The following is a 24,323-nucleotide window of genomic DNA, read 5'->3' as shown; positions in this document are numbered from 1 at the left end:
GACTTTACTCTGGCGAGGCGTTTTCGGGAGCAGTTTGCAAGCGATCCAACATCGCCATCAGCGCACCAATCTGGGTGCCGCTACGGGTATCGTGCTGAGGGCTTAACTGCCAAGTGCTTTCGGCAAATCCCCACCAGTCCCAGCAGCCTTGCGGATTCGCCATACTGCTTTCCGCCTGGGGATAAAGCACAATTTGCTGATGCGCTGACGCCCAGGCGTTTAACCCAGTGTAACGTACAAACGTTTCACCAATCGCCTCTGCGTTCATTTGGCAGCCATGCAGCGCCAACGTTACCGGGCAGTTACCCGCTTCACAGCCTTCCGGTATAAACACATAGCCTGTGTCGGCTAGGCCTTTTACCGCAAATTCCGACTGATCAAACGCGGCTAACTCGCCACCCAGTTTGCCGCTCGCCTCAGAGGCTTCACGTTCGGGATAAAGCCAGTTCAACATATCACCAGCGATATCTTCATCGCAGGCTAATACATAACTACCGCCCCCTTGGCGACAATCGCCCCACTCTTGGGGGCCGGGCGATACATCATCAGGTAAGCGTACCGGCCAGCCATGCCCGGCATTTTCGCTACGCGCAACGCGCAGTTGATCTGGCGAGGCAAGCCATTGCGTCCACTGCTCGGCAAGGAGATCGCCCAGCAGCGGTTCAACGACGTCATCTTCTTCGCCGTGCCAAAAGTAGGCCCGCAGCTGGCTAAGGCGCTCTGTGCTTCCGACCTGTTCAAGCGCTATATAGCGATCATAGCGGCTCGCCAGCTCGTCTAATGATGGCGCGCCGCGGCGCGTCATCATGCACTGGTTAAGCGCCAAACTCAGCGAGCCTTGTGCACAACTCCAAGGCCCCGCCGCCAGTACGCCCAGGCCACTAAACCGTTCTGGCCAAGCGACCGCTAGCTGGGTTGCCATATAGCCGCCTGACGATACCCCCACCACGCTTGCCTGCTCGCTAACGGCACCCAGGGCGGGTAATGCCTCAGGCTCAACCTCCGGCTCGGCCTGTGCCAACAACGGGATACCAAGGCTCAGGCAGACCAGAGCGTATGCAAGTGGGCGAAGCATGGAAGGGGCGGCTGAAGTCATTGCTTATTCGACGCCTAACAATTCAACGCGGAAGGTCAGCACTTCATTGGGTCCAATCGGCCCTTGACCATTTTCGCCGTAAGCAATATCAGCGGGAATATATAGCATCCAGCTATCGCCAACGCTCATCATCTGCAGCGCTTCCTGCCAACCTTCGATCACTTGGTTGGTTTGGAAACTGACTGATTCACCGCGCTCAAAGGAGCTATCGAATACAGTGCCGTCTAACAGCATGCCTTCGTAGTTCACTTCAACAGTGTCTTCAGGGCCAGGTGTCGCACCATCGCCCGACTCAAGCACTTCATACTGAAGGCCAGAATCCGTCACGGTTACTTCTTCACGTTCAGCGTTTTCGGCCAGGAAAGCTTCGCCTTCTTCGAGATTCGTTTGCGCCATCTCTTCAGCTTCGGCTTCACGTGCTTGCATTGATTGCTCTTGGAAGGCCATCAATGCTTCGGTCATCTCTTCTTCACTAAGCGCTAAGTCATTACCTTCAAAAACGTCACTCATGCCGTCATGAAACGCATCTAAGTCGAGGTCTTCGATATCGGCCTGCATGCTTTCGCCCAAGGTAACACCCAGGCTGTAAGCCAAACGCTGTTCGTCAGTTTCGGGCGCTGCCGCTGCAAAAGGGGCGACCAAAAGCAAACCTGTCAGAGCCGTTGTAGAGAGCAGTAGTTTCATGAAAGATCCTTTTATCTTTTATATAGCGGCGCCGAACGCCTATCTGTGTCACTTAAAGATTAACACCCACCGCCCCAAGCTGCATCTTTGGGCGGTGGGTGTTAATAAGACCATAAAGCAAGCAAGAGGTTTAACGGATTTAGACGACCAACGTAGGACAGTGAGCGGCGCCAGCAACGCGCTGAGAGACGCTGCCCAGCAGCGGATTCTTTTCGCCGTTGGTGCCCTGAGCGCCAATTACGATCAGATCGCACTCTCGCTTACGGGCGAAACGCACGATAATACGCGAGGGGCGCCCACCTTTTACAAAGGCACGCACGCGGGAGTCATCAGCGCCCAGCTCAATAGCATGCGCCTTCGCATGTACGGCAATCTCGGTGGCGTACTCTTTTAACGCATCGTCAGGAATATCCAACTGATTAGGCCGCACCATGGAAAGGGAGGCTTCCAGCAGGCTGTGGTGTTTAAACACGCACAGCAGATAAAGCTCGGCGCCCGTTAGCATCTGTAAGCCTACCGCCTTCTCCAGCGCCCTTAAGGCGCCTTTTGAGCCATCCACCGGGACTAATATGCGATTAAACATTCGCGTACTCCTTGTGGCTGTTTAGCGGAAGGCAACATCGCGCAGGAACAGCGCAATTTGCGGGAACATGATCAATAAGGCGGCCGCTAAAATCAGCATGAAAATAAACGGCGGTGTGCCTTTGATGACATCCCAGTAAGGGCGTTTGAAAATCGCAATCGCAGTAAAGATATCGCACCCAAAGGGCGGTGTTGCCGACCCTATCGCCACCTGCAGCGTAATCAAAATACCCACCAGCACAGGGTCGAGTCCGGTGGCTTCAATCGCCGGTGTAAAGATCGGCGTTAGCACCAGGATGACGACGATGGGGTCAACGAACATACAGGCGACGAAAAAGGCGATACAAATGGCAATCAACACGCCCGTGGGGCCTGCTTCATTGATGCCCACTGCCTCCAGAATCATTTGCGGGATCTGGGCAAAAGAGATAATCCACGAGAAGCCATTACCCACTGCCACCAAAATAAACACCACAGCGGTGATTAAACCGGTGGATTTGGCAATGGCGTAAATGTCGTTCATTTTGAGCGAGCGGAAGACCACAAACTCAAGCAAGATGGCATACAGCACACAGGCGGCGGCGGCTTCGGTCGGGCTAAAGATACCGCCATAGATACCACCAACAATAATCACCGGAAAGCCGAGCGGCCATAACGCTTGTTGTACTGCTTTTGCGCGCTCTTTCCAGCTCGATTTTGGTTCTGTGGGTACGTCTTTAACAATGGCGTAGATAATGCAGTAAGCCGAGAACATACATAGAATCATCAAGCCTGGACCAATCCCGGCGATAAATAGCTCACCGATAGAAGTGCCCGAGATAACCCCGTAGATAATCATGCCGATACTAGGCGGAATCAGAAAAGCAATATCGCTGGCATTGATGATCAGCGCCAGCGTAAACGAGTCTGAGTAGCCCGCTTTAAGCATTTTCGGGCGCAATGGTGAACCAACGGCCACCACGGTCGCTTGCGTTGACCCGGACACGGCACCAAACAGTGTGCAAGAGGCCGCCGTGCTCACCGCTAAGCCGCCTTTAATATGGCCGATAAACGACATCACCATATCAATTAAGCGATTAGCAGACTGCCCGCGAGTCATAATATCGGCAGCAAGAATAAACATTGGCACAGCAATGAGTGAGGCTGGGCGTATACCCGCCATCATCTGCTGGATCAACGTATCCATCTGGCCGAAGCCGTTAAACATCATGAAGAAGCCAATTATCGCAGCGGTAATCAGCGGAATCATCATTGGAAAGCCCAGCAGCAGCAGGGCAATCATGGTAGTAACCATTATTGTCGTCATAGCTGTTCCCCTAGGGTGCAGTGTCCCGCGTTAGACTTCAGTTTCCGTGTCTTTGTAACCATCCACCACGCCCGTCGAGAGATACACATCGTGGGAAGTAAAGTTTTTAACAGCAGTCAATAAGTATTGAATCCCAGTGACCAAAAAGCCCAGCGGTACCCATAGGTAAATGATCCATACCGGTAAGCCCAGGGAGGGCAGCACGCGCCCTTTGCTATACAGGTCAACAATATAAATAATTGAATAATAAAGAAGGAAAAACATTACCATCGATGTGAATAGTGCAATACCAATCATCAGCACTTTGCGGCCACCCACCGGCAATGCATCATAAATAGCCGACATACGAATATGACGGCCATGTCGGGCGGCATAACCAATCCCGGCAAAGGTGATCATGATGATCAAAATTCGGTTTAATTCACCAGAAAACATAATGCTGTTGCCAAACACGAAACGGGCAACCACGTTGGTGACCGTATTCAGCGCCATTAGCAAAACGCCCATCGCCAGGATCACGGCTTCCATTTTGCTAATTGCAGTGTCGATCACACCTAAAATCCCCGGCAAACCGGAGCGATAACTCTTTTCCATCTCTTCATCGGTCATGGCCGGACTCCTTTCTAACGGCTTTAACGGCATCAGTTCAGTGCCGTTAGCACAATTAACACAGCGTTATTACAGACCTACCTATTGCAAACCTGCCCGCGTTATTCAGCAAGGAATCACTACTAGCGTAACGGTATGCCGCCGCTAGTGATTCAACGCTAGATATACGTAACCCAGCGTAATGATGCTAAATTCCAAACCGAAAACCCATAGCTTACCGCGGCAGCATAAAAAAGGGGCAGCCTTTGCTGCCCCTCGGGTAAATCATCCAACATGCAAATGCGGCTTAAGGATGATTACTCGTTGCTTACGGCTTCCAAATCGGCTTTGAACTGCTCAAGCAATTCTTCGCCTTTGTCGCCGGTCATTTCCAAGAAGGCTTCTTCAACCTGTGGAGCACGGTCACGGAAGGCTTGAATCTGCTCTTCATCCAGACGCGTTACAGTCACTTCATCAGACGCTTCCTGAATCTTCGCTAACGACTCTTCAGCCAAGCCTTGGATATGCTCGATGGTGTGGTCATAAGCTGCTTGTGAAGCTTCATCAACCAGTGTTTGGTCTTCTTCAGACAGGCCTTCATAGAAGTCCTGGTTAGCCATCATCGCGGTGGTGAACCAGCCATGGCCAGTGAAGGTCAAGTGCGGAGACACCTCATACAAACCACCGGACTCGATCCAGAAAATCGGGTTCTCTTGTCCATCGATGATGCCGGTCTGTAGGCCACCATAGACTTCACCCCACGGTAGCGGCGTAGGCGTCGCACCAAAGGCGTCGTAGGTTTCCGATAGCAGCGGGTTGGTCATGGTACGGATTTTCTTATTATCCATATCTTCCGGTGAGCTGATCGGCTCGTCGGTCGTTATGACCATTTCGCCTTCCGGATACATCTTCAGTAGCTCAAGGCCTTGTTCGGCATAAAGCTCTGGGAACATCTCGTTGATTGCTTCGCTTTCTTCGAAGAACGTTAGTACGGTCTCTTCGTCGGTCGGCAGCAGGTAAGGAATGAAGAAAATTTGCGCTTCAGGAATCAATGCACCGGTAAAGCCGGGTGACTGGTTCACAAACTGCAGAATACCGTTCTGAGTCTGCTCCATAATATCGTCAGACTCACCCAGCTCACCAAAGCGGTAAACCTGAACCGTGTGATCGGAGTTCTCTTCGATATGCTCTTTAAAAGCATAGGCAAAGACATCCTGTACGTCGCCTTCGTACTCTTCATGAGCATAACGCCAGTTATCCGCTTGCGCGACAGCTGTCATGCCCATCAACAGTGCACCCACGCTTGCTGTTGTCACTAATTTGGTGGTTACAGAACGATTAAATACGGGTTTGCTTGCCTTCATACGGTGTTCCCCTTGCAGTGATAAGCGCGCTATTCAAGTGCGCAAAAACCTAGGTCAGTTTTGCTTTTCTAAACACGACACTGTCATTTACGACACTGTTATTCGCTAATTGGTGTTCACTAACAAACACTGAAGTACTGTTCTTAAAGGTGTGCTAGCGAGCGAATAACGCTAGGTATTTCAAAATCAGCTTAAATTCAGGCTAGCGCGCTCCTTGATGAGGGTCAAGCTGGCAAGTAAGCATTTGTAGCGCCTCACACAGTGCCGACGTGGTATTTAAGCTACTCTCCGAGTGGGTGTTAGCTTTACTAAAAAGCAGCTGATTTCGCAGCCATTTAGCCGAATCTTGCGGAATTTCGACGATATTCATTACACGCTGCTCATCAGCATGCACTTCTAAAACCCATTCTTGCCAACGTTGAAGGTTCTCACGCTCGGCCATTAGTTCCGCCTGCTTAATGGTTTCGCGCAGCGCTGCCACAGAGTCACTAGACGCTGCCGAGGCTTTTAAATCGCGACGTAAACCACGCAAAACTGCCGTGACACTGCTCTGCCATTGGCGACGCTGCTCGCGCTGGCGAGCGACCGCGCGGGGGATCGCTTCTAAATCGCACGAGTAGAGCCAGCAATGAAATAGTAGCTCACAAACATCCAGCTCACCCTCCTCTTGCAGCGTCAGGCAAGCAGTCTCAACACCCGGCTTGGCGTAAAGCGACAGCGCAAATTCCCATAACGGTGCCTGCTGTAGGCGCTGCAATCGGGTAGAATCAAGCGCAATAGAATTTTGCATCGTATGACCCACTTTTTTCGGGAGAAAGCATGATCGCACTGCGCCAAGTCGCCCTGCAACGCGGCACGCAAACGCTACTCGACAATGCAGACGTTACCCTTAATAACGGGGTGAAGGCCGGTATTATCGGGGCAAACGGCGCCGGCAAATCGAGCCTGTTCAAACTGCTGCTGGGCGAGATTGCTCCTGACCAGGGCGATGTCGAGATGAGCGGCGGCCAGCGCATCGCGCATATGGCCCAGGAAGTTGACGCCCTTGATCGCCCCATTATTGAGTATGTACTTGATGGCGATGTAGCGCTACGCCAGGCAGAAGCCGACTTGCTGGCCGCTCGGGAGGCCGGAGAAGCCCATCGTGAAGCCGAACTGCACGGCTTGATTGAAACCCTGGATGGCTACCGCGCGGAATCGCGCGCAGCACAGCTACTGGTGGGGCTAGGCTTCCTTCAGACCGATCTCACCCGCCCACTCTCGGCGTTTTCCGGCGGCTGGCGGATGCGGGTCAACCTCGCCCGTACGCTGTTTATGCCTTCTGACCTTCTGCTGCTGGATGAGCCCACCAACCACCTGGATCTGGACGCCCTGCTGTGGCTGGAGCAGTGGCTGACCCGCTACCCTGGCACGCTGCTGCTGATTTCCCACGACCGCGACTTTTTGGATGCCGTATGTGATCACATCGTGCACATGCATCACCAAACGCTGGAGCTTTACCGCGGCAATTACTCCCAGTTTGAGCGCACCCGCGCCGAAAAGCTCGCCTTGCAGCAAGCCGAAGCCGCTAAGCAGCAGGCCCGCCGTGAGGAGATCGAGCGCTTTATCGCCCGCTTTAAAGCCCAGGCGACCAAGGCAAAGCAGGCGCAAAGCCGGGTCAAGATGCTGGAGCGGATGGAAGATATCGCTGTGGCCCATGTGGATTCTCCCTTCCACTTCACCTTGCCTGCTGCCGATAAAACATCGCGCCCGCTACTGGTGCTTGATCAGGCGCAGTTAGGTTATCGCGGCAAAACGGGCGATGGAAGTGACGACAACATCCAGTTGGACAAGGTCAACGTTACCCTGCTGCCCGGCAGCCGCATTGGCCTGTTAGGCCCCAACGGGGCGGGTAAATCGACGCTAATTAAGTCGCTCACCGGCGAACTTGAGCTACTTAACGGCAAGCGCGTGCCTGGCGAGCATTTGGCGATTGGCTATTTTGCTCAGCATCAGCTTGAGAGCCTGGACGTTTCATCGACGCCTTTTGTGCATGTCCAACGCCTCTCGCCCACCGCCAGCGATCAGGATATCCGTAACTTCCTGGGCGGTTTTGGGTTTAAGGGCGACGACGCCTTCGGCAAAGTCGCCAACTACTCAGGTGGTGAGAAAGCCCGCTTGGCGCTGGCGCTCGTTGCTTGGCAAAAACCTAACCTACTGCTGCTTGATGAGCCGACCAACCACCTGGATCTAGAAATGCGCGAAGCGCTGACCCAGGCGCTGGCAAGCTTTGAAGGCACGGTGATTCTGGTGTCTCACGACCGTCACTTGCTACGCGCCACGGTCGATGAGTTTTGGCGGGTAGCGGATCACCGCGTTGAACCTTTCGATGGCGATTTAGAAGATTACCGCGTTTGGCTCAAAGCGCGCCTGGAAGAGAGCCGTCGGGATTCCCGCGGCGAAAAAGCCGAGCGCCAGAACCAGCAACCCAGTGGCGACAGCCGTGAAGCGCGCAAGGCATCGCGTAAAGCAGCAGCCGAGCTGCGTGAGAAGCTACGCCCACTGAAAAAACAGCGCGATCAAGCGGAAAAAGCGATGGAAAAGACCCAGCAGGAACTTGATCAGGTAGAACAAGTGCTGGCAGACCCCGAGCTCTACACCGACAGCGCCCGCAAACCCGAGCTGACCAAGACGCTTAGTCAACAAGCTGAAATCAAAGCACGACTGAATGAAGCAGAACAGCAATGGCTTAGCGCCGAAGAGGCGCTGGAAGCAATGGAAGCCGAGCTGCTCGCCAGCGAAGAGACGGCTAGCTAGCTTTCGAGTAAAAACGTTACCGGGCCATCGTTGATTAGCGCCACCTGCATATCGGCGCCAAACTCACCGGTAGCGACATGTGGCCAGGCAGTGCGCGCCTGGGCAACCAGCAAATCAAACAGCGCTTCACCCTGGGCGGGGGGAGCGGCGCTGGAGAAGCTGGGCCGTAGCCCTTTGCGGGTATCCGCCGCCAGCGTGAACTGAGAAACAAGCAGCAAGCCTCCACTCACCTGCTGCAGGTTGTGATTCATTTTGCCTTCGGCGTCGCTGAATACCCGGTAGTGCAGCATTTTATGCAACAGCTTCTCTACCGCCGCCGCATCATCGTGCTTCTCAACGCCTATCAGCGCAAGTAGTCCGTGATCGATACTACCGACAATTTCCCCTTCCACTTCTACGCTGGCGCGCTTTACGCGCTGAATGAGTGCCTTCACAACGCCTCTCCCCGGCAAAGAAACGGCTATTGTAACCGCCGCTCATTCGCTTTTCCTTCACCGAGTCAGTTTCGCCCTAGTAGCGCGTCGCGGAAGTCGTCGTCCAGTGGGCGCTCACCGAGCCAAATACTAAACATCGCGCTGGCAAACTCGGCACTCTCCTCTTCAAACAGCACCTCACCATTGAGCGCAAGGCGCAGCTGCTCGCCGTTCCAGCTAAGCAGGTAGCGGTCACCGGGAACGACATTGCGATAGCGTTGATTTAGGCGCCCAAGTGGTTCTTCGATCTGAGTGAATTCATACAGCGTAAGAGTGTCTTGCAGCGTTTTTTCAGTCGCTTCGGCAAAGTCGCTGGCTTCAATGGCATGAAAGTAGGCAAGCTCCAAGCGCCGCGGAATATTGCCTAACGGCTGTGGCTGGGTTTCACCTTCAAGCTGATAATATGCCCCCGCGTAGGCCGTCCAGATCATGTAACGGAATACGCCACTGCCAATCAACGTGTAGCGTTGGCCATCCTCTACTACGCTGCGTTCAAACGATTCGCCGTTTTCTGACACGCTACTGGCCATTACCCAAGGAGACAGCATTAGCCCCACTAACATTAGCGTAGTTTGGGCGGGAATTGGCGTGGACATAAAACCTCCTCGTGGCAGCATTGCTATACGTAGCAATACACCCAATAAAGGTTTCGTACAATATACAGCCTATCCAAAAGCAATTTAAATGATGTGTCGCCTACCAAGCGCGGCAGAGCATCAAATCGCAGTGCGGCTCACACAGCAGCATCTCGGTGAGCTGGCTAGTGTGATGGGGTTGCCCACGGCTGCCGATCATGACGAGATCGGGTGAATGACGTTTCATATAGGCCTGAAGCACATCACAGGGTGCGCCCTGCTCTAGCACTAGCTCAACGTCTGGTACCCCCTCTAGCTCGCGCATTAGGCTATCGACCTCATTGGTCAGCTGTTCGCGCAAGCGCTGCACTTCTTGCTCACGCCAATGGGCGTAGTACGCTTGCGAACCCAGCTCACGCTCGCCGGGAAGCGACCAAGCGTGTAGCAGCGTCAGCGAGGCATCAGGGAAGCGAATCAGCGCCTCTCTCAAGGTATGCCGCGCGGTGAGCGAAAAGTCGATGGGTACCAAAATATGCTGCCAGGGCTGGGTGGGTTGATAAGAGGCCACCACCACCGGGCAAGGAGCGCTGCGCAGCACACGCATCAGTGTTGTACCCATCAACAGGTCTTTTTGCCCGCGCTTGCGATGCATGCCCAGCACAATCAGCTCGGCGTTGCGCTCATGGGCTTCACGTACAATCTCAACGTGGGGCGAACCTGTCACGGTTTGGATCAGCGTTTTCGGCGCCTCCAAAGCGTAGTCTTCACGTAGATCGGTCAACGTGGTGGTAATGTCCTCTACTACCGCGCTCTCTACATCAAGCAAGACACGCCGCGGTAAGTAAGGGTCCAACACGTGCAGCACGTCGAGCTGAACCCCGTAAGCGTAGGCTAAACGCAGCGCACGGGCACAGGCGGCGCGATTATCAGCAGAAAGATCGGTGGCAAACAGAAGTGTACGAGGCATGGCGAAACGCTCCTCAGCTGAGCAACTCAGCCTTATAAGCCGTTAAGCAGACACTCCTCAGCATGGTGTGCAATACCCATTCACGCAAGCTACCTATTACTCTGATGGCAGCGCCTCACCACCAGGCGTGAAAATGGTGCACCGGTCCGCGCCCTTTACCCACATTTAAGCGCACACTCGCTTCCAGCGCTGCATGTAGCCAACGCTTGGCATCGCCGATCGCCGCCACCGGGGCATCAGGGCCTGACTGCTCTGGCAGTTTCGCCAGACAGGCGGCAATCGCCGAGGAGAGCGCGCAGCCGGTGCCGTGCAAATTGTTGGTGTCGATTCGCGAGGCGGGCAACCATTCATGGCCGTTGGGGGTTGCCAGCAGATCAGGGCAGGTCGCTCCGCGCAAATGGCCGCCTTTTAGTACCACATAGGGCGCCCCCAGCTGGGTCAGTCCCGGCAACATCGCTTCCATATCATCCAAGCTGGTAGGCGATGGCGAATCGAGTAGAACCGCGGCTTCCGGTAGGTTCGGGGTGATGACATCGGCAAGCGGTACCAAGATGTCACGCACGGCGCGAATACCGGCGTCATCGACCAGTATGTCACCGCTCTTGGCGACCATCACAGGGTCGAGCACGATCCAGCGCGGTCGGCGCTGGCGCAGCACGTCGGCGATTACCTCAGCCACCTCGCGGCTGGCTACCATGCCAATTTTGACCGCGTCCAGCGCCACATCATCCAGCAGGTGCTCAAGCTGCTCGCGAATGGCCTGGGGAGAGACCGGATACACCGAGGCGACGCCACAGGTATTCTGGGCAATCACCGCGGTGATCACGTTAGTACCATACACGCCGAGGGCCGAAAAAGTCTTCAAATCGCCCTGTAAACCAGCTCCGCCGGACGGGTCGGAGCCAGCGATGGTGAGCACATTGCGCAGACGGGAATGGGTAGACATGAGGCTCCTTTACGACAAAATCGTCACTGTCTGCCTAGGATACCCAAGCTATGCGTTTTGTGCTGCTTAAAACCTACGCTCCAGACACACAACAGCCGCCCGAAGGCGGCTGTTGTGTTCGTGTGCGTTAAGCACAGCAGTCTATTGCGCGGTGTCGCCTTCCGGGTTACGGGCGTTGTAGTACGCCTGCTCGGAGATAGCGTGGTAATCCTCGACCTTTTCCTGGAACGCTTGATAAGAGTCATAGATACGCGTGGCTAATTCGCTCGACTCCGCCAATTCGGCGACAACATCAGCCGAATGCTCGCGGGCTTGAGCAAGCACGTCTTCAGGAATACGGCGCAGCTCAACCTCGTGCTCGTTCACTAGGGTTTCCAGCGCATCGTTGTTACGTGCGGTGTACTCATCCAGTACGCTTTGGTTGATATCGCTAATAGCGGTACGCAGGATCGCCTGCAAATCCGCTGGCAGCTCAGCGAAAGCGTCTTCGTTAACGATCGCCTCGAACATGACCGTCGGCTCGTGCCAACCTGGGTAGTAGTAATAGTCAGCAGCCTGATGCAGGCCAAACGCCAAGTCGTTATAGGGGCCAATCCACTCGGTAGCGTCAATCGCGCCCGACTGCAGCGAGGTAAAGATCTCGCCGCCCGGCATGTTAACAATCGCTACACCCATACGGCTCATTACTTCGCCACCCAGGCCAGGCATACGCATTTTCAGGCCGTCTAGGTCATCAACCGAGTTGATCTCTTTGTTGTACCAGCCGCCCATCTGCACGCCTGAGGCACCAGCGACCATGACGTCAACGCCAAAGTCGTCGTAAAGCTCGTTCCACAACTCCATACCGCCGCCATAGCTTAACCAGGCGTTCATCTCCTGGGCGTTCATGCCAAACGGCACGGCAGCAAAGAACTGAGCGGCGGGGGCTTTGCCCTTCCAGTAGTAGGAAGCGGAATGGCCAAGTTCAGCAGTGCCGTCGGAAACGGCGTCAAACACTTCAAACCCCGGCACCAGCTGACCAGCACCGAAGACTTCGATAGTCAGGCGGCCATCCGACATTTCATCCACCAGCTCAGATAGGCGCTCTGGGCCTTGGCCAACACCTGGGAAATTCTTCGGCCAGGAGGTGACCATTTTCCAACGGAACTCGTCCTCTTGCGCCTGGGCGTGGTTATCGAAGCTAGAGACCACCAGCAAACTGGCGGAGAGAGCGGTCGTCATGGCGATGGCGACTGGGAGTGTTTTGGCTTTCATACAATAACCCTCTTACTTTCTATTATTACTATTATGAGTAGGGAATACCCCGCCTAGCGTAGAACGCCAGGCGGTTTGCTACAGACCATTACTTGCTACAGGACACTAATGGCTCGTTGCTGCTTTTAGTTAGGTTGCCACATATATTCGTTGATAGCTGCGTTGATCACAGTGATGCTTTTCAACTTACCTTTTGTTGACTAGAACTGCGAGGGAAGCCAGGTTGCCAACTGCGGGAAGAAGCTAAGCATGAGCAACATACCCAACTGCATCAAAATAAACGGGATAACGCCACGGTAAATAGCTGACGTGGACACAGACGGCGGCGCAACACCGCGCAAGTAAAACAGCGCGAAACCAAACGGCGGCGTTAAGAACGATGTCTGCAGATTAATGGCAATCATGATGCCCAGCCAAATCGGGTCAAGGCCCATGGCAAGCAAGATCGGCCCGACAATGGGCACCACCACAAAGGTGATTTCGATAAAGTCGAGAATAAAGCCGAGCAGGAAGATAACCAGCATGACGATAATCGTTGCGCCCACCACGCCGCCAGGCATGCCCTCGAACAGCTCGGTAACCATGTGCTCGCCGCCGTAGGCACGGAAGACCAGCGAAAACAGCGCCGCACCGATCAAGATCAGAAACACCATGGTGGTAACGTGAGTGGTCGAGCGCAGCACGTCTTTCAGGGTCGCCCAGTCGAGCTGACGGTAAGCCAGTGCAAGCACCAGAGCGCCAAAGGCCCCTACCGCGGAGGCTTCAGTCGGTGTGGCAAAGCCGCTTAGGATCGACCCCAGCACCGCCACAATCAGCACAACGGGTGGCACTAAGCCTTTGAGCAGCAGCATGCCAATCCCTGAGGTATGGCCAAGCTCGGCCATTAACTCTTCACGGTCGGCAGCGGGTGCCATGTGCGGTCGCAACCATGCCACCAGCGCCACATAAATCATATATATCACGACTAGCAGCAACCCAGGCACCAACGCGCCCATAAACAGATCGCCCACAGAGACCGTTTTAGGGCTGAAAATCCCCATATCCAGCTGTGCTTGCTGGTACGCCGATGACAACACATCACCCAGCAGCACCAGGGCGATAGAAGGCGGAATGATTTGTCCCAACGTGCCGGTGGCACAGATAGTGCCGGTCGCAAGCGATGTGCTGTAGCCACGCTTTAGCATGGTGGGTAGCGACATCAGCCCCATGGTGACCACTGTGGCCCCCACAATGCCGGTAGAGGCAGCCATCAACATGCCCACCAGCGTCACCGAAATACCCAACCCGCCCCGCATGGAACCAAACAGCAGGGCCATGGCATCCAGCAGCGTTTCCGCCACTTTGGATTTTTCCAGCAAGACGCCCATCAACACAAATAGCGGCACCGCCAACAGCGTTTGGTTGGTCATAATGCCGTAAAGCCGGTTGGGCAAGGCGGCGAGATAGCCGCTATCAAAATTGGCATCGATACCAATGGCTTCCAGGCCCAGCCCCATACCGGCAAACAGCAGCGCCGTGCCCGCCAGCGAAAGCGCTACGGGAAAGCCGAACATCAACACAATGCAGATGACGGCAAATAAAATAATCGGCATGAATTCCAGCATCAAACACGCTCCTCAAGATGGTTGCCGCCAGCAGCAGCCGGCACTATCCGTCCGGCCATCACATAGCTATTACGCACGATCTCAACCACGCCTTGCACGATCATCAGCACGGCAAACAGTGGAATTAAGGTTTTCAGTGCATAGACAGCCGGAATGCCACCATAGTCGGAGGAGGTTTCCAGAATACGCCAGGAGTTGGCAACGTAGCCCAGGCTGGAAGCGATGATAAAGATCATCACGGGAATCAGTAGCGTAATAATACCCACGACATTGATTAACGCTTGGCGGCGCGGAGTCATGCCTCGATAGAAGATATCCACCCGCACGTGGCCGTCGTGACGAAAGGTGTAAGCAGCAGCCAGCATAAAGACGCTAGCGTGCATATACATCACCAGCTCTTGCATAAAGATGCTGTTCACGCTGAAGGCATAACGAAGCAGTACAATCGCGAACTGAATCAACATCATAATGATGATCAGCCACGCAAGGGTACGGCCGAACCACTCTGAAGCGCGGTCCAGCGCACCAATAAAGGCAGGTAGTTGTGTTGTGTCCGACATGGAAGTGTCTCGCGTAAAACGACTAAGGGGAGTCAGCGCCCCAGACAATAGCGCATATACGCGGACAATGCAGCGCCCACAGGCGACAAAGGCTATCTTGTTGGCCTAAACACTTAGCCTAAACGCTTGAGCGAATAGCCGCTAAACAAGCCTCTGGCAGCGGAAGATTGACGGCTATCGGTAGGTGATCAGAGAACAGATGATCCAGCACACGTACTTCCGCGGCCTCTAGCGACTGCGACAACAGAATATGATCCAGCGCATGGCGCGGTTGCCAGGAAGGATAGCTGAAAAGGGGTTTAACCGGGTGCAGGGGCAGCGACAAACTAAAGCGCTCGTGAGCGTGTAGTTGGTCAGGCGTACAGTTGAGATCGCCCATCACCACGACGTGGCGCAGCGGCTGAATAATATCGCTTAGATAGTTGAGTTGGCGCACACGACCGCGGTGGCTAAGCGCCAAGTGAGCAACAAAAATATGCAGGGCATCCGGGCCTTCGCCAAAGCGGGCATGAATAGCGCCTCGGCCAGGCATTGCGCCCGGTAAGCGGTGCTCGACGATCTGACTAGGTACCAAGCGCGACAGTAACCCATTGCTGTGCTGGGCAATACGCCCCAGGTTGCGGTTTAACTGCTGAACATGGTGCGGAAATCCCGCTTTGGTAGCGAGATACTCCACTTGGTTAACGCGGCTGGAGCGAAAGCTGCCGCCATCAACTTCTTGTAGCCCAACTATGTCGAACTTACTCAGCACTTCGCCCATCATGTCCAGCCGCTGCTGTCGACGCGGATGCGGCAATAAGTGCTGCCAGCTGCGCGTGAGATAGTGATGATACGCTGACGTCTGAATACCCACCTGCAGGTTAAACGTTAACAGCCGCAGATGGCCCTCTTCCAACAGCACCGGACGATGGCTACTGGGTACTGCCTCATCACGCTCTCTCGCTTCACGCAACACGGTTATTCTGCGCGCTCTGCACGCACCTGCTCGACCAGCGCATCAGCAATTTTCGGCATATTTTCCAGGCTACCGGCTGAACTCGGCGAAACAACGTAGCGTCCGTCAATCACCAGCGCGGGCACCCCCATCAACTTCATCTCACGCATACGGTTGTTGGCTTCATTGACATCGCTACGAACACTAAAGTCGGTCAGCGCTTTTTTGGCCTCTTCTTCGCTGACACCATAGTTAGCGAAAAAAGCGGCAATCTCATCGGACTCAGTGAGCGACTGATTTTCCTGATGGATAGCATTAAAGAAATCGGCGTGTAGCTCCTCTTCAATACCCAGCGACTCAGCCGCGTAGAAAGCGGTAGCGTGGGTATTCCAGTCGCCGCCCATGGTAGCTGGCATATGTTCTACGCTAACGTCGTCTTCCAGCGTCTCGTACCACTCATTAACCGGTGTTTGTAGCCGGTAACAGTGCGGGCACCCAAACCAGAACACTTCAGTAACTGCAATTTGCCCATCTTCAGCGTGGGTTTCTACCGGTGACTCAAGCACTTCATAGTGCTGGCCTTCAACCACATCCTGGGCACTCACTAGCGCAGAAAAACCTAGACCGGCCATCGTAACCATTAGCGTTTTAAACATTGTCGTTTTAAACATCGTATAAATCTCTCCATGGGTAAGCGAGGACTAAGACCGTGGTTATATTAGCGGGTTCCCTCATTTCAAGCACATAGACAAATGAGGGAACCAAACGGCACAAGGAGGTATAAAATTTTGCAGCCTTAATTCAGTCCTAATACGTAATTCGCCACTGCTTCCATATCCCTGTCACTCATTTTGGAAGCAATATCGCCCATAATATTATTGGGGTCATTGGTGCGATCGCCGGACGCAAATGCCTGCAGCGTAGAAACCGTATATTGAGCATGCTGACCGGAAAGGCCAGGATACACGGCACTACCGATACCTACCCCGGTCGGCGTGTGACAGGCTGAACAGGCGGGGATACCCTTAGCCATATCGCCAGCACGGTAAATCTCTTCGCCGCGCGCCAATAATTCAGCGTCTTCGTCGTTGGTTTGGCCCAAGTTAGCGTCTTGTTCCGCAAAGTAGGCCGCAGCATCCCAGGCGTCTTGGTCAGAGTAGTCATCCACGATGCCCGCCATTTGAGGCACCACACGATCACCGTCGCGGATATCCATAATCTGCTTGGCCAGGTAAGACATTTGCTGCCCAGCCAGGTTAGGAAACGCGCCTGAAGGGCTAATACCCTGCTGCCCATGACAGGCGGCGCAGACTTGGGACATTTCTTGACCAGCAGATGCGTCCGCATCGGCTTGATAGTCCGTTTGAGCGTGGGCAGCGCCAACGGCGCCCATGGTAATTGCCAGGCTTGCCAGTAACTTTCTCATTGCTCTTCCACTATGCCGTTTTATGTTTGACTGGTACGCACCCTGGGCGCTTCCCAGGCTCCACAAATTACCAGGGTTAGCTCCGCCAAAACGAACAACGTGTCGCGTTGGTCGCTGCCGGCTAGAGGGCGATGGTACACTAGCGCCCCAGGTCGCAGATATAAACCGCTTGCATTATAACGAATCACCCCAGCGGCGGGAATGCAAGTCCTGGTCTGCTTTAGGGGTAATTCGTCGCAGTCCTGCTCTCATTTCTCTATTATGCGTCACTACCAAGCGTTCTACTTTACGCGCTGAAGTAGCCATAATGGGTTGATAGTGCGTTGATGATAGCGCATTGATGAGCACATTGATGATAGTGCGTTGAGTAGGCCGCTTTTATGTTCGTTTTTCAGGATTAAGTCCATGACTACCCCCCACGATAGCCCAGTCCCTCGGCTGAACTACCCGACGGCAAGTTTTATTATCAGCGCTCCCACCTTGGCTTTGTGCCCAGATGATACCGGCGCTGAAGTAGCTTTTGCCGGGCGCTCTAACGCGGGCAAATCAAGTGCTATCAACGCCTTAACACAACAAAATGCGTTGGCGCGCACGTCGCGTACACCGGGGCGCACTCAGTTGATTAACTTCTTCAGTGTCATGAACGATGAATCGCTGCGCTTGGTCGACCTACCCGGCTACGGCTACGCCAAGGTTCCGGAATCGGTCAAGCTAGAGTGGCAAAAGCACTTAGCAGAATACCTACGCAATCGCTTTAGTCTACGCGGCTTAGTACTGCTAATGGACGTTCGCCACCCGCTCACTGAGTTCGATCAGATGATGCTCAATTATGCCGACCAGCGCGAAATGCCGGTGCATATTCTGCTGACGAAAGCGGACAAGCTTAAAAAAGGGCCCGCCAGCGCTTCGTTGCAGAAAGTACGTTCGCGCTTGAAGGAGTGGGAAGACTTGGTCTCTGTACAGCTCTTCTCTTCGCTCAAGCGTGACGGCGTCGATACACTATCCCAGAAACTCAATCAGTGGCTGTACACACCGCCGGAATGATGCGTTTCCAAGCCCGCCTTTTCTAACATCTCAAGCACGCGGGGCAGCTCTTTAATATGAGCAATACGGTGTACCCGCGGGGGAAGTGGTTGATCTTCCAGCGCGGAAATCCACACGGCATGCATACCCAGCTGCTGGGCGGGTAATACATCTTCCTGCCATGAATCGCCTACGTGCATGGCGTGTTCGGGGGCCACGTTCAAGCGCGCAAGCGCCGTCAGAAACGGCGTGGGATCAGGTTTAGGTGCTAACAACTCGCCTGCTGCGATGGCCACCGGAAAATAGGCGGCCAGCGGCTGACGCGCCAAATGAATATTGCCATTCGTGATGGCTGCTAGCTGATAACGCTCGGTTAACACCGCCAGCAAACCGGCCGCCTCTGGGTGTGGTGTGACTTGCACGCGCAGGCGATGGAACTCATTCATCGCCGCTGCCGCCCACAACAAAGCGGCACTGCGGGTCAGGCCTTCCGCCTCTAACTGCGCTTCCAGGGCGCGCATTCGCAGCCAAGTAAAGTCACCGCGCCGTTCGGGCACCTCTTTGGCTAACTGTTGACGACGCTGAAGGTAATCCTCCCGGCCGCCTTCTTGGGTCAATGTTAGGGCTGGTTCCTGGCTTGCCGCTCGCCAAGCCTCAAGCGCCTCCAGCAGCCAGCGGTAGTGTCCCTCTTCGGTACGCGCCATCACGCCATGGTTGTCCCACAGCGTGTCGTCTAAATCGAAGGTAATGGCCTTCAACTTGGTCATGGTTTGCTCCTGGGCTATTTGTTTCTGTTTTCGCCGTTTCTGGGACTGGGGCTTCTTTTAGCCCGGGGATGCGCCGCATCGTAGCTGGTTGCAAGATGCTGCCAGTCAAGCCGGGTATAGATTTGCGTGGTCGACAGGTTAGCGTGGCCCAACAGTTCCTGCACCGCGCGCAGATCCTGGCTCGACTCAAGCAGGTGGCTAGCAAAGGAGTGGCGCAAACGGTGAGGGTGCAAATGTTCGGGCAAGCCGCGGGCTAACGACAGCTGCGCTAAGCGTTTCTGAATGGCCCGATGGCCTAGCCGCGTGCCACGCTGCCCCACAAACAGCGCCAATTCATCCACCGGTGCGAGCGCGGAGCGACAGCCCAGCCACTCCGCCAGTGCCTGCTGGGCGCGCCGCCCGACGGGCACTTGGCGCGGTTTGCCGCCTTTGCCGGTCACCCTTACCCGGCTGTTTTGCAAATCGCCCAAATCAAGGGCTGCAAGCTCTGCTAGACGCAGCCCGCTGGAGTAAAACAGCTCAAGGATGGCCTGATCCCGCACGCCCAGCGGCGAGCCGTCGTGAGGGGTATCGAGAAAGCGCGCCAGGGCGTCAACATCCACCGGACGCGGCAAATGGCTCGGCTGTTTGGGCGTACGCAACAACCCCACCGGGTTATCGGCCAGCACGCCCTGTTTAACCAAATAATCAGCAAATTTGGAAAGCGCCGCCCGGCGCCGGGCAAGGCTTCTTGGCGCTAAACCCCGGCTGCGCTCCGACCCTAAAAAAGCCCGCAGCAGCGCGGTATCTAACGCCGCGGGGTCCGTCACCTCCCGGCGCTCGGTAAAGGCACACAGCGCGGCCAGATCATGCCGATAGGCTTCCACCGTTGCAGGACTTGCATGGGATGACAATGCGGCTAGAAAGCCGTCAATGTGCTTGGCTATCGACACTTCACCCAAGGGAGCCTCAACCATGATCACCCAGGCGCACCAGTAGCCGTGCGACGATATCGCCCAAATACTCGGTGAAGAGTGTGTCCATGCTGGCCCGATAGGCATCCGGGCTGGGGCTTGCCAGCAATAGATAACCAAGCGGGTCGCCTGCGGATAGGCGAGAAATGGCACAGGAGCCCGCTTTACGCGGCGCTTTAACGTGAGGCAGCAGGCACTTCCAATCGCTAACGCTAAGCTTAACGCAGCGACTGGTGCGGCCATCCAGCAGCGCTGTCAGCCGTGCGCTGGCGTGTTGATCCAACACATGGCGCGGTGGCTGAGGCGGCGTTGGCTCACTGTCGCTTAATGTGGCCGGGCACCATAGCGCCATGGCCGGCGTTTCAAAGCGCTCGCTGAGCTGGGTAGCCAACGCTTGTGCCAGCGCATCGCGGTCTTGCGCTTCCACTAGCGCAATCAGCGTTTCGCGCAACCGACGGTATTGGGACTCGTTATGGCGAGCGGTTTCCAGCAAGTGCTCCAGGCGGCCTTCCGCGTTTTCAGCGCGCTTGCGTAGATCAAAGACCAAGCGTTCCAGCAGCGATACCGCCCCGTCGATATGCGGGTGGGGCACCTGCAATTGCTGCAAAAGCCCCTCGCGACCGACGAAAAAATCGGGATGACGCGCCAGCCAGAACGCCACTTGATCAGGATCGAGCGTTTTGCGGGGTTCGGGGGCTTGTGACATCGCCGTTCTCCTCGAATTAATTAAGGGCTACGCGGCCATCGAAGACGCGTGTAGCCGGTCCCACCATCGTTAGCGCCCCTTCAGGATCAGGCCACTCAATGCTGAGTTCTCCACCGGGCAAATGAACCTTCACGGGACTTTTCAGCAGCCCCTGACGGATACCGCTGGCCACGGCGGCGCAAGCACCGGTACCGCAAGCCAGCGTTTCGCCACTGCCGCGCTCATACACGCGCAGACGGATTTCGCTGGGCGAGACGACCTGCATAAAGCCCACGTTAACACGCTTGGGAAAACGAGGATGCGCTTCCACCAACGGCCCCAGGCGCTCGACCGGCGCAGTGTCCACATTGTCGACCTGAATCACCGCATGAGGATTACCCATGGAAACCACACCGATCTGCAGTGTTTCATCGCCCACTTCTAAGCGGTGCAGTGGTTGGTCCCCTGGAGCATCGAACGGCAGCGCCAAAGGACTAAACCGCGGGCGGCCCATATCCACACGCACCATGCCGTCGTGCTGCACGTTCAGCACCAAGGGTCCGCCTGCAGTTTCCACATGGATTTCATGCTTATGGGTGAGCCGCTGGTCGCGTACAAAGCGGGCAAAACAGCGCGCGCCGTTGCCACAGTTTTCCACTTCACTGCCGTCGGCGTTGTAAATGCGGTAGCGAAAATCCATTTCTGGATCACGGGGCGGCTCCACCACTAGCAGTTGGTCGAAGCCTATGCCAAAGCGCCGGTCCGCCAGGGCGCGGATTTGCGCTGCATCCAACCGGGCGCGCTGAGTGACCAGATCCACCATGACAAAGTCATTGCCTAGACCATGCATTTTGGTGAAGTGTAAAAGCATCAGCGCTCCCCTTCAGGCAGCAGCGCCTCACCCGCCCACAGGCTGGCGACAGTTTCCCGTGCACGTACCACGTGGCAGTTGTCGCCATCGACCATTAACTCGGCGGCGCGAGGGCGGCTGTTATAGTTCGACGCCATGACAAAGCCGTAAGCCCCCGCCGAACGCACCGCCAGCAGATCGCCTTCGGCAATTGCCAGTTCGCGCTCTTTGCCCAGAAAATCACCCGTTTCGCATACCGGACCCACCACATCGTAAAGGGCGCTTTCGCGCACTTCGCGGGTATCGACGGGCACAATCGCCTGCCACGCCTGATACAGCGCCGGGCGAATCAAGTCGTTCATGGCGGCATCGACAATGGCGAAGTTTTTGGTTTCGCCGGGCTTGAGAAACTCTACCCGAGTGAGCATGACACCGGCATTGGCGGCGATGGAACGGCCGGGCTCAAACAACAGTGTCAGCGCTTCACCACCTTCCCAGCGCGATAACCGTGCCAACAGCTGGCTGGCGTAATCAAACGGCTGGGGCGGTTTTTCATCGCGGTAAGGCACACCCAAACCGCCGCCTAAATCGAGATGTTCGATTTCGATGCCGCGTTCACGCAGGCGCTCCATGAGCATCAGCAAGCGATCAAGGGCATCCAGAAAGGGCGCCGTTTCGGTAAGCTGAGAACCAATGTGACAATCGAGCCCCTTCACCTTCAGATTAGGCAGGCTCGCGGCTAGTTCGTAAACATCCAGCGCTTCATCTACCGGGATGCCGAACTTGTTATCTTTCAAACCGGTGGAGATATACGGATGGGTTCCCGCGTCCACATCCGGGTTCACTCGTAGCGAGACCGGCGCGGTTTTTCCCAGCTCACCGGCAACGCGGTTCAAGCGCTCAAGCTCCGGACGCGACTCAACGTTAAAGCACTTAATGCCCACTTCTAGCGCACGAGCCATTTCGTGGGCCTGCTTGGCCACGCCGGAAAACACCACGTTGACCGGGTCACCACCGGCTTTAAGCACGCGCTCAAGTTCGCCGATAGAGACAATATCAAACCCCGCGCCGAGCTTGGCCAAAAGGCCCAGCACTGCCAGGTTGGAATTCGCCTTCACCGCGTAGCAAATCAGGTGCGGATGGCCGCCCAGCGCTTCAGTGTAAGCGCGAAAGTGACGCTCAAACGTCGCTTTTGAGTAGACGTAGCACGGCGTGCCGTGCTCGTCGGCAATCCGTGATAGCGGCACGTCTTCGGCATACAGCACGCCATCGCGGTAATTAAAATGATCCATAGTGCTTTCCCCTTCTCCTGGCCTGCAACGGTCTATTTAGACGCCTGACTAGACTGCTCATCAGCAGGTGCATCGTCCGGCAAATACAGCGGCCCTTTTTGCCCACAGCCTGCCAACCCGGTTAACAGCAGCGTGGTAAGGGTCAAGATTGCCAACGTTTTCATGCGCCCGCCCTGAGTGCGCTGAGTGCCTCACGCGCTCGCTGGGCGGCAGCCCGCACTTGGTTTGGCGCGGTGCCGCCAATGTGGTTACGGGCAGCTACCGAACCTTCCAGGGTAAGTACCTCGAACACATCCTGCTCGATGGTAGCGGAGAACTGCTTGAGCTCATCAAGGCTCATTTCAGACAGATCTTTTTCGGTTTTTAGGCCATAGGCGACTGACTGACCAACAATTTCATGAGCATCGCGGAAGGCCACGCCTTTGCGCACCAGGTAGTCAGCCAAATCCGTCGCGGTGGAGAAGCCGCGCCGCGCCGCTTCATACATGCTGGCTTTTTTGGGTTCAATCGCGGGCACCATGTCGGCGAAGGCTTTTAAGCAGTCGCGCACGGTATCCACCGCATCGAACAGCGGCTCTTTATCTTCCTGGTTGTCTTTGTTGTAAGCCAACGGCTGCGATTTCATCAGCGTGAGTAGCGACATCAGGTGACCATATACCCGGCCGGTTTTGCCGCGCACCAGCTCGGGCACGTCAGGGTTCTTCTTCTGCGGCATGATCGAAGAGCCGGTGCAGAAACGGTCAGGTAGATCGATAAAGTCGAACTGGGCGCTGGTCCACAGCACCAACTCCTCACTCATGCGCGACAGATGCATCAGTAGAATGCTGGCAAAGCTGGTAAATTCAATCGCAAAGTCGCGGTCTGAAACGGCATCCAGAGAGTTTTCTGACGGGCGGTCAAAGCCTAGTAGCTCTGCGGTCACGTGGCGGTCAATTGGATAAGTAGTGCCAGCCAATGCGGCCGCGCCCAGCGGCATCACGTTGACGCGCTTGCGACAGTCCAGCAGGCGTTCATGGTCACGCGCCAGCATCTCTTGCCAGGCTAAAATATGGTGCCCAAAGGTAACCGGCTGGGCGGTTTGCAAGTGGGTAAAGCCGGGCATGATAGTCTCGGCTTCACGATCAGCCAACTCGATCATGCCTTCGCGCAGGCGCTTTAGCTCCACTTCGATCACATCGATCTCGTCGCGCATAAACAGGCGAATATCGGTGGCGACCTGGTCGTTACGCGAACGCCCGGTGTGGAGTTTTTTGCCGGTAATGCCGATCTTTTCGGTCAGCCGCGCCTCGATATTCATGTGCACGTCTTCTAACGGCACCGACCAGTTAAACTCGCCGCGCTCGATTTCGGCCTGAATCTCATTAAGGCCGTTAATGATGGCGTCGCGTTCATCATCGGTGAGTACGCCTACACGGGCTAACATGGTGGCGTGGGCGATAGAGCCCTGAATATCCTGGCGCGCTAGGCGCTGGTCGAAAGTCACAGACGCGGTGAAACGTGCGACAAAGGCATCGGTGGGCTCGCTAAAGCGACCGCCCCAAGACTGATTCGTTGCTTGGCTCATCGAAGGTATATCCTGCTGACAAAACGTAAAAGTC

Annotated in this window: 26 protein-coding genes; 2 read left to right on the top strand and 24 right to left on the bottom strand. The window is 55.5% G+C overall.

The genetic code is table 11. The annotated features are described in order from the left end of the window. Nucleotides 1-4 precede the first annotated feature (4 nt). From V8L70_RS10385 to V8L70_RS10355, 7 genes are all read right to left on the bottom strand, one after another. A complete protein-coding gene (locus tag V8L70_RS10385) occupies nucleotides 5-1,096 on the bottom strand; it encodes a PHB depolymerase family esterase (protein WP_101146888.1) in 1,092 nt (363 codons plus the stop codon). A 3-nt stretch (nucleotides 1,097-1,099) separates the two neighbouring features. Continuing rightward, nucleotides 1,100-1,780 carry a BamJ family beta-barrel-assembly machinery protein gene (gene bamJ, locus V8L70_RS10380; RefSeq protein WP_101146889.1) on the bottom strand — a complete coding sequence of 227 codons (681 nt, stop codon included), beginning with the start codon at nucleotides 1,778-1,780 and terminating at the stop codon, nucleotides 1,100-1,102. Nucleotides 1,781-1,919: 139 nt separating this feature from the next. Then, the gene (locus V8L70_RS10375) at nucleotides 1,920-2,363 is read right to left on the bottom strand and encodes a universal stress protein (protein WP_008956527.1); all 444 of its coding nucleotides are present in this window, start codon (nucleotides 2,361-2,363) and stop codon (nucleotides 1,920-1,922) included. Nucleotides 2,364-2,384: 21 nt separating this feature from the next. Continuing rightward, nucleotides 2,385-3,668 (bottom strand): TRAP transporter large permease, encoded by a 1,284-nt coding sequence (locus V8L70_RS10370; RefSeq protein ID WP_101146890.1) that lies wholly within the window; start codon nucleotides 3,666-3,668, stop codon nucleotides 2,385-2,387. A 30-nt stretch (nucleotides 3,669-3,698) separates the two neighbouring features. Further along, nucleotides 3,699-4,277, bottom strand: a complete 579-nt coding sequence (locus V8L70_RS10365; RefSeq protein WP_101146891.1) for a TRAP transporter small permease — start codon at nucleotides 4,275-4,277, stop codon at nucleotides 3,699-3,701. A 296-nt stretch (nucleotides 4,278-4,573) separates the two neighbouring features. Next, a complete protein-coding gene (locus tag V8L70_RS10360) occupies nucleotides 4,574-5,620 on the bottom strand; it encodes a TRAP transporter substrate-binding protein (protein ID WP_008956524.1) in 1,047 nt (348 codons plus the stop codon). A 202-nt stretch (nucleotides 5,621-5,822) separates the two neighbouring features. Next, nucleotides 5,823-6,410 carry a TIGR02444 family protein gene (locus V8L70_RS10355; protein WP_101146892.1) on the bottom strand — a complete coding sequence of 196 codons (588 nt, stop codon included), beginning with the start codon at nucleotides 6,408-6,410 and terminating at the stop codon, nucleotides 5,823-5,825. A gap of 29 nt (nucleotides 6,411-6,439) precedes the next feature. Here V8L70_RS10355 and V8L70_RS10350 point away from each other — a divergent pair, with 29 nt between their 5' ends. After that, nucleotides 6,440-8,416 (top strand): ATP-binding cassette domain-containing protein, encoded by a 1,977-nt coding sequence (locus V8L70_RS10350; protein WP_101146893.1) that lies wholly within the window; start codon nucleotides 6,440-6,442, stop codon nucleotides 8,414-8,416. Here V8L70_RS10350 and dtd read toward each other — a convergent pair. From dtd to V8L70_RS10300, 10 genes are all read right to left on the bottom strand, one after another. Beyond that, nucleotides 8,413-8,850, bottom strand: a complete 438-nt coding sequence (gene dtd, locus V8L70_RS10345) for a D-aminoacyl-tRNA deacylase (protein WP_101146894.1) — start codon at nucleotides 8,848-8,850, stop codon at nucleotides 8,413-8,415. The two genes, V8L70_RS10350 and dtd, sit on opposite strands and share 4 nt — an antisense overlap. A gap of 65 nt (nucleotides 8,851-8,915) precedes the next feature. Beyond that, the gene (locus V8L70_RS10340; protein WP_101146895.1) at nucleotides 8,916-9,485 is read right to left on the bottom strand and encodes a chalcone isomerase family protein; all 570 of its coding nucleotides are present in this window, start codon (nucleotides 9,483-9,485) and stop codon (nucleotides 8,916-8,918) included. 100 nt (nucleotides 9,486-9,585) lie between these two features. Continuing rightward, nucleotides 9,586-10,431 carry a universal stress protein gene (locus V8L70_RS10335; protein WP_101146896.1) on the bottom strand — a complete coding sequence of 282 codons (846 nt, stop codon included), beginning with the start codon at nucleotides 10,429-10,431 and terminating at the stop codon, nucleotides 9,586-9,588. Nucleotides 10,432-10,546: 115 nt separating this feature from the next. Continuing rightward, a complete protein-coding gene (thiD, locus tag V8L70_RS10330) occupies nucleotides 10,547-11,377 on the bottom strand; it encodes a bifunctional hydroxymethylpyrimidine kinase/phosphomethylpyrimidine kinase (protein ID WP_101146897.1) in 831 nt (276 codons plus the stop codon). A 141-nt stretch (nucleotides 11,378-11,518) separates the two neighbouring features. Further along, nucleotides 11,519-12,631 (bottom strand): TRAP transporter substrate-binding protein, encoded by a 1,113-nt coding sequence (locus V8L70_RS10325; protein ID WP_101146898.1) that lies wholly within the window; start codon nucleotides 12,629-12,631, stop codon nucleotides 11,519-11,521. A gap of 200 nt (nucleotides 12,632-12,831) precedes the next feature. Then, complete coding sequence (locus V8L70_RS10320) at nucleotides 12,832-14,235, bottom strand: TRAP transporter large permease (protein ID WP_101146899.1); 1,404 nt, start codon at nucleotides 14,233-14,235, stop codon at nucleotides 12,832-12,834. Continuing rightward, nucleotides 14,235-14,795 (bottom strand): TRAP transporter small permease subunit, encoded by a 561-nt coding sequence (locus V8L70_RS10315; protein WP_008956516.1) that lies wholly within the window; start codon nucleotides 14,793-14,795, stop codon nucleotides 14,235-14,237. The genes V8L70_RS10320 and V8L70_RS10315 overlap by 1 nt, the downstream gene beginning before the upstream one ends. Before the next feature lie 118 nt (nucleotides 14,796-14,913). Continuing rightward, nucleotides 14,914-15,750: an endonuclease/exonuclease/phosphatase family protein gene (locus V8L70_RS10310; protein WP_198556105.1), complete on the bottom strand. Its 837-nt coding sequence runs from the start codon at nucleotides 15,748-15,750 to the stop codon at nucleotides 14,914-14,916. A 2-nt stretch (nucleotides 15,751-15,752) separates the two neighbouring features. Then, nucleotides 15,753-16,385, bottom strand: coding sequence for a thiol:disulfide interchange protein DsbA/DsbL (locus tag V8L70_RS10305; protein WP_050805278.1), 633 nt, complete (start codon nucleotides 16,383-16,385; stop codon nucleotides 15,753-15,755). A 140-nt stretch (nucleotides 16,386-16,525) separates the two neighbouring features. Then, nucleotides 16,526-17,155 carry a c-type cytochrome gene (locus tag V8L70_RS10300; protein WP_101146900.1) on the bottom strand — a complete coding sequence of 210 codons (630 nt, stop codon included), beginning with the start codon at nucleotides 17,153-17,155 and terminating at the stop codon, nucleotides 16,526-16,528. Nucleotides 17,156-17,560: 405 nt separating this feature from the next. Between V8L70_RS10300 and yihA the strand changes: the two genes are divergently transcribed. Further along, nucleotides 17,561-18,199, top strand: coding sequence for a ribosome biogenesis GTP-binding protein YihA/YsxC (gene yihA, locus V8L70_RS10295; RefSeq protein ID WP_008956511.1), 639 nt, complete (start codon nucleotides 17,561-17,563; stop codon nucleotides 18,197-18,199). On the opposite strand, the gene V8L70_RS10290 is transcribed toward yihA, so the two are convergent. Genes V8L70_RS10290 through argH form a run of 7 tightly spaced genes read right to left on the bottom strand, consistent with a single transcriptional unit; the run spans nucleotide 18,172 to nucleotide 24,289 of the window. Next, nucleotides 18,172-18,945, bottom strand: coding sequence for an HAD family hydrolase (locus V8L70_RS10290; protein WP_101146901.1), 774 nt, complete (start codon nucleotides 18,943-18,945; stop codon nucleotides 18,172-18,174). The genes yihA and V8L70_RS10290 overlap by 28 nt on opposite strands. A 14-nt stretch (nucleotides 18,946-18,959) precedes the next feature. After that, entirely contained in the window at nucleotides 18,960-19,901 is a 942-nt protein-coding gene (locus tag V8L70_RS10285; RefSeq protein ID WP_101146937.1) for a tyrosine recombinase XerC, read from the bottom strand. Continuing rightward, nucleotides 19,894-20,604: a DUF484 family protein gene (locus V8L70_RS10280; RefSeq protein ID WP_101146902.1), complete on the bottom strand. Its 711-nt coding sequence runs from the start codon at nucleotides 20,602-20,604 to the stop codon at nucleotides 19,894-19,896. The genes V8L70_RS10285 and V8L70_RS10280 overlap by 8 nt, the downstream gene beginning before the upstream one ends. Before the next feature lie 16 nt (nucleotides 20,605-20,620). Beyond that, complete coding sequence (dapF, locus tag V8L70_RS10275; RefSeq protein ID WP_101146903.1) at nucleotides 20,621-21,454, bottom strand: diaminopimelate epimerase; 834 nt, start codon at nucleotides 21,452-21,454, stop codon at nucleotides 20,621-20,623. Next, complete coding sequence (gene lysA, locus V8L70_RS10270) at nucleotides 21,454-22,725, bottom strand: diaminopimelate decarboxylase (RefSeq protein ID WP_101146904.1); 1,272 nt, start codon at nucleotides 22,723-22,725, stop codon at nucleotides 21,454-21,456. The genes dapF and lysA overlap by 1 nt, the downstream gene beginning before the upstream one ends. 32 nt (nucleotides 22,726-22,757) lie before the next feature. Continuing rightward, entirely contained in the window at nucleotides 22,758-22,889 is a 132-nt protein-coding gene (lptM, locus tag V8L70_RS10265; protein WP_157826555.1) for an LPS translocon maturation chaperone LptM, read from the bottom strand. Continuing rightward, the gene (gene argH, locus V8L70_RS10260) at nucleotides 22,886-24,289 is read right to left on the bottom strand and encodes an argininosuccinate lyase (protein WP_101146905.1); all 1,404 of its coding nucleotides are present in this window, start codon (nucleotides 24,287-24,289) and stop codon (nucleotides 22,886-22,888) included. The genes lptM and argH overlap by 4 nt, the downstream gene beginning before the upstream one ends. Between the last annotated feature and the right edge of the window lie 34 nt (nucleotides 24,290-24,323).

Source organism: Vreelandella arctica (assembly GCF_037070215.1).
Lineage (GTDB): Bacteria > Pseudomonadota > Gammaproteobacteria > Pseudomonadales > Halomonadaceae > Vreelandella > Vreelandella arctica.
The sequence above is the reverse complement of the archived record's forward strand: the minus strand, read 5'-3'. Positions and strand labels throughout refer to the sequence as shown.

What these genes read in the sequence shown, in the direction of transcription:
- V8L70_RS10305 (WP_050805278.1), bottom strand. Translation starts at nt 16,385, where the DNA reads ATGTTTAAAACGCTAATGGTTACGATGGCCGGTCTAGGTTTTTCTGCG.
- bamJ (WP_101146889.1), bottom strand. Translation starts at nt 1,780, where the DNA reads ATGAAACTACTGCTCTCTACAACGGCTCTGACAGGTTTGCTTTTGGTC.
- V8L70_RS10370 (WP_101146890.1), bottom strand. Translation starts at nt 3,668, where the DNA reads ATGACGACAATAATGGTTACTACCATGATTGCCCTGCTGCTGCTGGGC.
- V8L70_RS10285 (WP_101146937.1), bottom strand. Translation starts at nt 19,901, where the DNA reads ATGGTTGAGGCTCCCTTGGGTGAAGTGTCGATAGCCAAGCACATTGAC.
- V8L70_RS10300 (WP_101146900.1), bottom strand. Translation starts at nt 17,155, where the DNA reads ATGAGAAAGTTACTGGCAAGCCTGGCAATTACCATGGGCGCCGTTGGC.
- dapF (WP_101146903.1), bottom strand. Translation starts at nt 21,454, where the DNA reads ATGCTTTTACACTTCACCAAAATGCATGGTCTAGGCAATGACTTTGTC.
- V8L70_RS10360 (WP_008956524.1), bottom strand. Translation starts at nt 5,620, where the DNA reads ATGAAGGCAAGCAAACCCGTATTTAATCGTTCTGTAACCACCAAATTA.
- V8L70_RS10375 (WP_008956527.1), bottom strand. Translation starts at nt 2,363, where the DNA reads ATGTTTAATCGCATATTAGTCCCGGTGGATGGCTCAAAAGGCGCCTTA.
- argH (WP_101146905.1), bottom strand. Translation starts at nt 24,289, where the DNA reads ATGAGCCAAGCAACGAATCAGTCTTGGGGCGGTCGCTTTAGCGAGCCC.
- V8L70_RS10355 (WP_101146892.1), bottom strand. Translation starts at nt 6,410, where the DNA reads ATGCAAAATTCTATTGCGCTTGATTCTACCCGATTGCAGCGCCTACAG.
- lysA (WP_101146904.1), bottom strand. Translation starts at nt 22,725, where the DNA reads ATGGATCATTTTAATTACCGCGATGGCGTGCTGTATGCCGAAGACGTG.
- V8L70_RS10350 (WP_101146893.1), top strand. Translation starts at nt 6,440, where the DNA reads ATGATCGCACTGCGCCAAGTCGCCCTGCAACGCGGCACGCAAACGCTA.
- V8L70_RS10340 (WP_101146895.1), bottom strand. Translation starts at nt 9,485, where the DNA reads ATGTCCACGCCAATTCCCGCCCAAACTACGCTAATGTTAGTGGGGCTA.
- lptM (WP_157826555.1), bottom strand. Translation starts at nt 22,889, where the DNA reads ATGAAAACGTTGGCAATCTTGACCCTTACCACGCTGCTGTTAACCGGG.
- V8L70_RS10325 (WP_101146898.1), bottom strand. Translation starts at nt 12,631, where the DNA reads ATGAAAGCCAAAACACTCCCAGTCGCCATCGCCATGACGACCGCTCTC.
- V8L70_RS10290 (WP_101146901.1), bottom strand. Translation starts at nt 18,945, where the DNA reads ATGACCAAGTTGAAGGCCATTACCTTCGATTTAGACGACACGCTGTGG.
- yihA (WP_008956511.1), top strand. Translation starts at nt 17,561, where the DNA reads ATGACTACCCCCCACGATAGCCCAGTCCCTCGGCTGAACTACCCGACG.
- V8L70_RS10335 (WP_101146896.1), bottom strand. Translation starts at nt 10,431, where the DNA reads ATGCCTCGTACACTTCTGTTTGCCACCGATCTTTCTGCTGATAATCGC.
- V8L70_RS10385 (WP_101146888.1), bottom strand. Translation starts at nt 1,096, where the DNA reads ATGACTTCAGCCGCCCCTTCCATGCTTCGCCCACTTGCATACGCTCTG.
- V8L70_RS10320 (WP_101146899.1), bottom strand. Translation starts at nt 14,235, where the DNA reads ATGCTGGAATTCATGCCGATTATTTTATTTGCCGTCATCTGCATTGTG.
- thiD (WP_101146897.1), bottom strand. Translation starts at nt 11,377, where the DNA reads ATGTCTACCCATTCCCGTCTGCGCAATGTGCTCACCATCGCTGGCTCC.
- V8L70_RS10280 (WP_101146902.1), bottom strand. Translation starts at nt 20,604, where the DNA reads ATGTCACAAGCCCCCGAACCCCGCAAAACGCTCGATCCTGATCAAGTG.
- V8L70_RS10315 (WP_008956516.1), bottom strand. Translation starts at nt 14,795, where the DNA reads ATGTCGGACACAACACAACTACCTGCCTTTATTGGTGCGCTGGACCGC.
- V8L70_RS10365 (WP_101146891.1), bottom strand. Translation starts at nt 4,277, where the DNA reads ATGACCGATGAAGAGATGGAAAAGAGTTATCGCTCCGGTTTGCCGGGG.